The 6,610-nt window shown below is 62.7% G+C and carries 8 protein-coding genes; all 8 read right to left on the bottom strand.

What is annotated here, in order from left to right; translation table 11 throughout:
- Positions 1–2: 2 nt before the first annotated feature.
- Positions 3–305: a DUF680 domain-containing protein gene (locus NKG95_RS26485; protein WP_353042937.1), complete on the bottom strand. Its 303-nt coding sequence runs from the start codon at positions 303–305 to the stop codon at positions 3–5.
- A 67-nt stretch (positions 306–372) separates the two neighbouring features.
- On the bottom strand, positions 373–579 hold the full coding sequence (locus tag NKG95_RS26480; protein WP_352817130.1) for a DUF680 domain-containing protein: 207 nt from the start codon (positions 577–579) through the stop codon (positions 373–375).
- 71 nt (positions 580–650) lie between these two features.
- On the bottom strand, positions 651–854 hold the full coding sequence (locus NKG95_RS26475; RefSeq protein WP_023718335.1) for a DUF680 domain-containing protein: 204 nt from the start codon (positions 852–854) through the stop codon (positions 651–653).
- Between the two features lie 442 nt (positions 855–1,296).
- Entirely contained in the window at positions 1,297–2,043 is a 747-nt protein-coding gene (locus NKG95_RS26470; RefSeq protein WP_023718334.1) for an FAD-binding oxidoreductase, read from the bottom strand.
- Positions 2,040–2,651 carry a molybdopterin-dependent oxidoreductase gene (locus NKG95_RS26465; RefSeq protein ID WP_352817125.1) on the bottom strand — a complete coding sequence of 204 codons (612 nt, stop codon included), beginning with the start codon at positions 2,649–2,651 and terminating at the stop codon, positions 2,040–2,042. Before NKG95_RS26465 ends, NKG95_RS26470 begins: the two co-directional genes overlap by 4 nt.
- Before the next feature lie 132 nt (positions 2,652–2,783).
- Complete coding sequence (locus tag NKG95_RS26460) at positions 2,784–4,322, bottom strand: DegQ family serine endoprotease (RefSeq protein WP_353042936.1); 1,539 nt, start codon at positions 4,320–4,322, stop codon at positions 2,784–2,786.
- 368 nt (positions 4,323–4,690) lie between these two features.
- Positions 4,691–5,416 (bottom strand): MBL fold metallo-hydrolase, encoded by a 726-nt coding sequence (locus NKG95_RS26455; protein ID WP_353042935.1) that lies wholly within the window; start codon positions 5,414–5,416, stop codon positions 4,691–4,693.
- 16 nt (positions 5,417–5,432) lie between these two features.
- Positions 5,433–6,599: a diphosphate--fructose-6-phosphate 1-phosphotransferase gene (locus NKG95_RS26450; RefSeq protein WP_352451606.1), complete on the bottom strand. Its 1,167-nt coding sequence runs from the start codon at positions 6,597–6,599 to the stop codon at positions 5,433–5,435.
- Positions 6,600–6,610 lie beyond the last annotated feature (11 nt).

Raw genomic sequence — 6,610 nt, 5'->3', positions numbered from 1 at the left:
ATTTATTTTTTTTTTTTTATTTTTATCGGATATTTTAATTTTTTAATTTTTTTTTTTTTTTTTTTTTTTTTTTTTGTTTTTTGTTGGGGTGGGCGGCGCTTGGGGCCGCACTTGGGCACGTCGCCAGACGAATTCAGCAGTTTGTAGATCGGCGAATTGCTGTCACGTACCGAAAACGTCTGCGTCTTGTCGACGTTGACGGTCGACTGCTTGTTGATGTCGGTCCCGCCAACATTGTCGTTGCGGGCATAGGCGCTGCCGGCGGCAATCAAGAGAGCGGCGGCAGTAAGAACAATCTTTTTCATTTGGGTACTCCTGGATTTTCGAATCAAGCGGCGGGCTCACCCGCCGCTTTGATGCTGGGATCGGCTGTTAGTTGTTGCCGAAGAGGTTGCGGTCGGCGCCCTGGACGACCGGCTGCTTTTCAGCCTGGTCCGACGTCTTGACGGAAGCCGTGTAGGAGGTGTCGACCGAGACAGTAGGCTGGTTGGCACCGTTGGAACCATAATTGTCGCTAGCGGCGAAAGCGCTGCCGGTGATGGCCAGAACGGCGGCGGCAGCAAGAACGATCTTTTTCATTTTAATACTCCTGAATTTCTCGGGTCCCGGGCGGCGGATAATGCCCGCCGCCCTGATGCTGGGATCGGCTGTTAGTTGTTGCCGAAGAGGTTGCGGTCGGCGCCCTGGACAGGCTGCTCGTCAGCATGAGCCGGCTTCTGAATGGAAGCCGTGTACGAGCTGTCGACCGAAGCGGCAGGCTGGTTCGCACCCTTGGAACCAAAGTTGTCGCTGCCAGCGAAGGCGCTGCCGGTGATGGCCAAAACGGCGACGGCGGCAAGAGCGATCTTTTTCATTTTTAGTACTCCAGTATCTTAGTTTTCGGTCCGTCTAGCGGCGTGTCTTGGGAGGAATTCGCGTCGTCCGGACAGCCCCGATGTGGGAAAGGCAATGGCCAGTTTCCAATCACGAAGTTGTTTGGTGTGGACCAAGAATCTACACCTTGAAATTGTGCCAGAGATTCCCTCCGCCACAATTTTATTGCTAAATATCAAGTAGATAGCCCATAGCATCGGTCTGGCTGCAAGGTGGCTTGGAGAGGCAGCGTTCACAGCGTCCTGCACGCATTGTCAACAGAAACGAACCGTTCGGTTCGATTTTTTAAACCGATAAAAGTAGCAGCAGCGGTTGTTTGTCGAATCGTTAACCATTTCAGCCAAACGCGACCTTGCCGTTCTACCTGTTTTCGGCCCGTTTATGCCGGGCAGCGAAGACTGCAACGGAGCAAGCAGAACCGGATCAGACCCCGTAGCGTTCGGTGCGGATGAGTGCCGCCGGGACGCCGGCATCGATCAGTGCCTCGGCGGCGGCCGTCACGAATGCGTTCGAGCCGCAGACGAAGGCCAGCTTCGGCGGCGCGGGCAGCCTCGTCATGGCTTGCACCATCATCGCGGCGTCGATCCGCCGCGCATAATCCGCCGGACGGCGGGCCGGCTCGCGCGTCAGCGTCAGCACCAGGTCGAAGCCATCCCGGCGCTCGGCGAGGTCGATCAACTCGTCGCGAAAGATCACCTCGTCCCAGACCCGCGCGGAAAATACCAAGGCGGCGGCGACCAGCGACCCCCGCATCGCCCGGTGACGGACCATCGACATCAGCGGCACTACGCCCGACCCGCCGCCGACGAGCAGGAGCGGTCCGCCATCGCTGTCGGACCAGACGAAATGGCCGCCGAGCGGCCCGCGCAATTCGACGTCGTCGCCCACCGCCGCAATCTCGTGAAAGAACGGCGAGACCTCGCCGTCCTCGAGTTTTTCAATCGCCAGTTCGATGGTCTCGCCGGTCTCCGGCGCCGAGGCGATGGAATAGGAGCGGCGCGCCTGATAACCGTCAGGCGCCGTCAGCCTGACGTCGACATGCTGTCCGGCACGGTAAGCGAAGGGCCGCGATGGCTGCAGGAAAAAGCTGGTGACGCGCGGCGTGCGCTTTTGGATGCGGGTGATGGTGACTGTCTGCCAGGGCGACTGCGCCGCCGGTGCGTCGCTCATGGATCGTTCGTGTAGCGCTGCTCGCGCCACGGGTCGCCATAGATATGATAGCCTCGCAACTCCCAGAAACCCGGCTCGTCACGCTCGGTGAACTGCAGCCCGTTCAGCCATTTGGCCGATTTCCAGAAATAGAGATGTGGAACGAGCAGCCGCGCCGGCCCGCCATGATCGGGGGTGATCGGCTTGCCCTCGTAAAGCAGTGCCACCATCGCCTTGCCGCCGGTGAGATCCTTCGTCGGCACGTTGGTGGAATAGCCGTCGAAACCCAGCGCCAGCGTGAAGGCGGTGGGCGGCTCGATGCCGGCGTCGGCAAGGATGTCGTCGACCAGCACGCCCTGCCACGCCGTGTCGAACTTGGTCCATGCGGTCACGCAATGGATGTCGCGCGTCATCTTGGTCAAGGACAGCGCATTGAACTCGGCCCAGTTCCACTTCTTGATCGGCCGCGGCCCGTGCTTAAGCGTGAACGACCAATCCTCGGTGCGCACATGCGGCGTCGGGCCGGCCGACAGGACCGGGAAACCTTGCTCGAGATACTGCCCCGGCGGGATACGTGCATTCGTATCCGTCGGGGGCTTTCGTCCGGAAGAGAAGCCTCGGGTAACCATCGAGAATATCCGTTTGCGCAAGGTCCAATCGACCCTTGTCAGTTTTCTCGAAGACGCGCCCGCCGGCAACCGAAATCTTGGCTCGGCCTGGCGGCAGTGCTCTACGTCGATCTTGGCAGCGCGGCGCGTGCCTCAGCCACTGGCAAAGGGCACGGCGACAAACATCTGGGCGTCGCCGCGCTCGACAAGCAGCAGCACCGATTTCTTGCCGGATTTGGCAGCCTGAGAAATCGCCTGGTTAGCCTGCCTGGCGCTCCTCACCGGATGCTGGTCGACGGCGACGATGATGTCGCCGGGCTGAATGCCGGAAGCCGATGCCGCCTTGTTCGGGTCGACGCGCTCGACCAGTGCGCCGTGCTGGTTGCCTGTCATGTTCATTGCCTGGCGCACATCCGGGGTGACGTCCATCAGGCCGAGACCGAGGGTCGGTGCGCGAAGGCCCTGCTCCGTCGACGGCTGACCCTGATCGCCGGCCACCGATCCCGTCGCCATATCGTCTTCGTTGCGCCCGATCTCGACGGAGATCTGCAGGCCCTTCCCCTTGCGCCAGACATTGAGCGCTTCCCTCGTGCCGGGCGCAATGTCGGCGACGGCGCGTGACAGGTCCCTTGGATCCTTTATGTCCTGGCCGGCGAAGCTGGTAATGACATCGCCTGTCTCGATGCCGGCCTTGGCGGCCGGCGATCCGTCGCTGACCTGCGCGACCAGCACGCCGGCGGGGTGATCGAGGCCGATGGCGCTCGCCATATCAGGCGTCACCGGCTGGATCTGGACGCCGAGATAGCCGTACTGGATGGAGCCGCCCTTCATCAGCTTGGCGACGACCTTTTGCGCCTGGTCCGAGGGGATGGCGAAGCCGACGCCGACGCTGCCGCCATTCGGCGAAAAGATCGCCGTGTTGATGCCGACGACATTGCCGTTCACATCCGTCAGCGGGCCGCCGGAATTGCCCCGGTTGATCGGTGCGTCGATCTGGATGAAGTCGTCAAACGGCCCGCTGTGCAGGTCGCGGCCGCGCGCCGAGACGATGCCGGCCGTGACGGTGGTGCCAAGGCCGAAAGGATTGCCGAAGGCGAGCACCTGATCGCCCGGCATGAGCTTGTCGGAATCGCCCCATTTGACGGTCGGCAAGGGCTTGCCGGCTTTGACCTCGAGCACGGCAAGATCGTTCTTGGCGTCATGGCCGATCAATTTGGCGGGAAGCTCGGTGCCGTCGTCGAGCGTCACCTTGATCGACTGGGCGCCGTCGACGACGTGATTGTTGGTGACGATGGTGCCGTCGGCGCCGACGATGAAGCCTGAACCGAGGGCCTCGGTGCGCGGCGCCTGCTCCGGCGGTGTTTTGGGGGTGGGCTGTCCCTGGTCATCGAAGAAATGGCGGAAATAATCGTCGAAAGGCGAGTTTCCGCCGAAGGGAGAGGCGTCGCTCATGGTGTCCGGCTGTTGTACTTTCATGACCGTCGTGATGGTCACCACTGCCGGTTTGTCGGCCGCCACGACCGGAGCGAACGAACCGCTGGGAGCGGTCATGCCGGTGACAGGTGGCGTCACTGTTGCCGCCAGGACATCATTCAGCCTGGGAGCGAGAGGCAGGGCGAAGGGGCTGACGATCAGCGCGGCGCCCAGCAAAGCGGCGACGCGATGTCTGCGAAGGGTCTGGATTGGTGACATGGCCGTTGTCCGGGCGAGAGATTGATCGGGCGCCGCAGTGTTCCGTCACCGGAACGCTCCATCGGCGTGTCGGCCTTGCCTGTCTCGCCTGGCACGGCGGCCGACCGAATCGACAGCCCCGCATCTAGGGCGCCGATCGTAGTTTCCAGATAATATTACGAAGATTTAATTTCCGGCTGGCAGCCGCCTTGCCGGGCTGGCGCCGAAACCCGAAAACAAAAACCCGCCTTGCGGCGGGTTGTTGGGGCGAATCAGCACCATACCCAAATTAGTAGCATAGCTGCCGGCACAAAACAAGAACAAAATAGCCTACCCAAGACAAATCGCTTCAGATTTGTGCCGCCCCCTCACTACCCCGCCAAGGCTTCCTATGCCGCTGTCCCGTCGGTCCGGCGGAGATAGGTGGTGGCGATCTCGCGCATCCGCCTGCCGTCGAAGCTCGGTCCATGACCGCCATGGCCGATGCGGATCGGCAGCTCGAGCAGCCGCTGCATCGTGTGGCGGTAGGCGGCACGATCCGAATCCGGCAGGTCGTCGATCAGCGTGGCGTCGTAGATGGCGTCGCCGGCGAAGAACAGGCCGTCGGCCTCGTCGAACAGCGCGATCGAATCAGGAGAGTGGCCGGGCAGATGCAGGACGCGGAATTGGCGGTCGCCGAGGTCGACCCTATCGCCCTCGTCCAGGGTCCTAGTCAGCGGCGCTGGCGGAATCCTGTAATCGGCGGCTTTCCAGCCCTCCGCCGGCAGCCTGGAGACAGCCCCTTCCAGATCATGGAACATGTAGGCGTAGGTCACTGCTTCATCCATGCTGCCGAACTGCGCGGCGCTGTGGCGCGGCCCTGCCCGCAACGGAAACTCGTGCAGCGAGCCGACATGATCGAGATGGATATGCGTGGCGACGGCGAGCAGCGGCTTGCCGGCCGGCGTGTCGATCTGCGGCGCCAGCGGGCAGATCCCCATGCCGGTGTCGACCAGCAGGTCGACGTCGCGGCCGCGCAAATGCCAGATATTGGCGCGCACGAATTCATGCACGAAGGGCTCGGTCAGCATGGTCGTCTCTGCGTCGACGATGGTTTTGCTGAACCAGTTGTCCATCAGATCAAGGCCGGCATCAGACGAACGGCTTGCCGACCTTGTATTTTTGCGGGACCAGCCGCTTCAGATAGGCCATCCCCGCATCGGACAGCCGGTTGACATCGGGCAGCATGAAATCATCCGGCATATGGCGCGTCTTGCCGGCGACGTTCTTCAGCGGCACCTTCTTCAGCACGGTTTTCTTGCCGTCATATTGCAGCGCCACCGAACCGCCGCCCTCGTCGGCGACCGTGACCGCGAAGGCGCCGGCGTCGAAGGCCTCCTGCGCGTCCACCGCGCTGATGGCGCCGACATAGCCGCGCGGCATGTAGCCGAGCGCATCGACGCGCGCCCGCTTGCCCGGCAATCCCTCGGCCAGCGCGCGCTCCAAGGCTGCCGGCAGGTCGCTGCCCGACAGCTTGACGTTGCCGTGCTGGTCGCGCTCCAGCCTTTCCGGTGGCACCAGGCTTTCGACCAGCGCCTTGCCGTCGGCGGTGCTGACGCCTTCGGAGACGGCAACGATGCAGCGCTTGTGGCGGTCGAGCGTGGCGCGCACGTCGTCGATGAAACCGGCCGCCGAGAACGGCCGCTCCGGCACGTAGACGAGATGCGGGCCGCTGTCCTGGTCGAGCTGCCATGCCGCGGACGCGGCCGTCAGGAAACCGGCATGCCGCCCCATGACGATGCCGACATAGATGCCCGGCAGAGCGCGGAAATCGAGATCGACCGAAAGAAACGCCCCGGCGACGAACTCGGCCGCCGACATGAAGCCGGGCGTGTGGTCGTTCTCCTCGAGATCGTTGTCGATGGTTTTCGGCGCATGGACGAAGGCGATCTTGCCGCCGGCGGCGTCGGTCAGGATCTGCTGCGTGCCCGACGTGTCGTTGCCGCCGATGTAGATGAAGGCGTCGGCGCCGGCTTTCTTCAAGCCGTTGAGGATGAGGTCGCAATAGGCGGCATCCGGCTTGTCGCGCGTCGAACCAAGCGCGGCGCTCGGCGTCGCCGCGATCAGCCGCAAACGGTCCTCGGGGATGGCGGAAAGATCGACATAATTGCCGTCACGAATGCCGCGCACGCCGTGGATGGATCCCAGCACCTTGGCGCCGGGATGCCGCTTGCGGATTTCGAGCGCGGCGCCGACCACCGTCTGGTTGATGACGGCGGTTGGGCCGCCGCCTTGCGCGATGACAAAAGTTCCGGCCATTGGTCACGTCT

This window comes from Mesorhizobium sp. M1423, assembly GCF_040317575.1.
Taxonomy (GTDB): Bacteria; Pseudomonadota; Alphaproteobacteria; order Rhizobiales; family Rhizobiaceae; genus Mesorhizobium.
This window is presented reverse-complemented; position numbering and strand designations above follow the sequence as displayed.

Excerpts from the sequence above, each read along its gene's own strand:
- NKG95_RS26485 (WP_353042937.1), bottom strand. The coding sequence starts at position 305 with ATGAAAAAGATTGTTCTTACTGCCGCCGCTCTCTTGATTGCCGCCGGC.
- NKG95_RS26480 (WP_352817130.1), bottom strand. The coding sequence starts at position 579 with ATGAAAAAGATCGTTCTTGCTGCCGCCGCCGTTCTGGCCATCACCGGC.
- NKG95_RS26475 (WP_023718335.1), bottom strand. The coding sequence starts at position 854 with ATGAAAAAGATCGCTCTTGCCGCCGTCGCCGTTTTGGCCATCACCGGC.
- NKG95_RS26470 (WP_023718334.1), bottom strand. The coding sequence starts at position 2,043 with ATGAGCGACGCACCGGCGGCGCAGTCGCCCTGGCAGACAGTCACCATC.
- NKG95_RS26465 (WP_352817125.1), bottom strand. The coding sequence starts at position 2,651 with ATGGTTACCCGAGGCTTCTCTTCCGGACGAAAGCCCCCGACGGATACG.
- NKG95_RS26460 (WP_353042936.1), bottom strand. The coding sequence starts at position 4,322 with ATGTCACCAATCCAGACCCTTCGCAGACATCGCGTCGCCGCTTTGCTG.
- NKG95_RS26455 (WP_353042935.1), bottom strand. The coding sequence starts at position 5,416 with ATGGACAACTGGTTCAGCAAAACCATCGTCGACGCAGAGACGACCATG.
- NKG95_RS26450 (WP_352451606.1), bottom strand. The coding sequence starts at position 6,599 with ATGGCCGGAACTTTTGTCATCGCGCAAGGCGGCGGCCCAACCGCCGTC.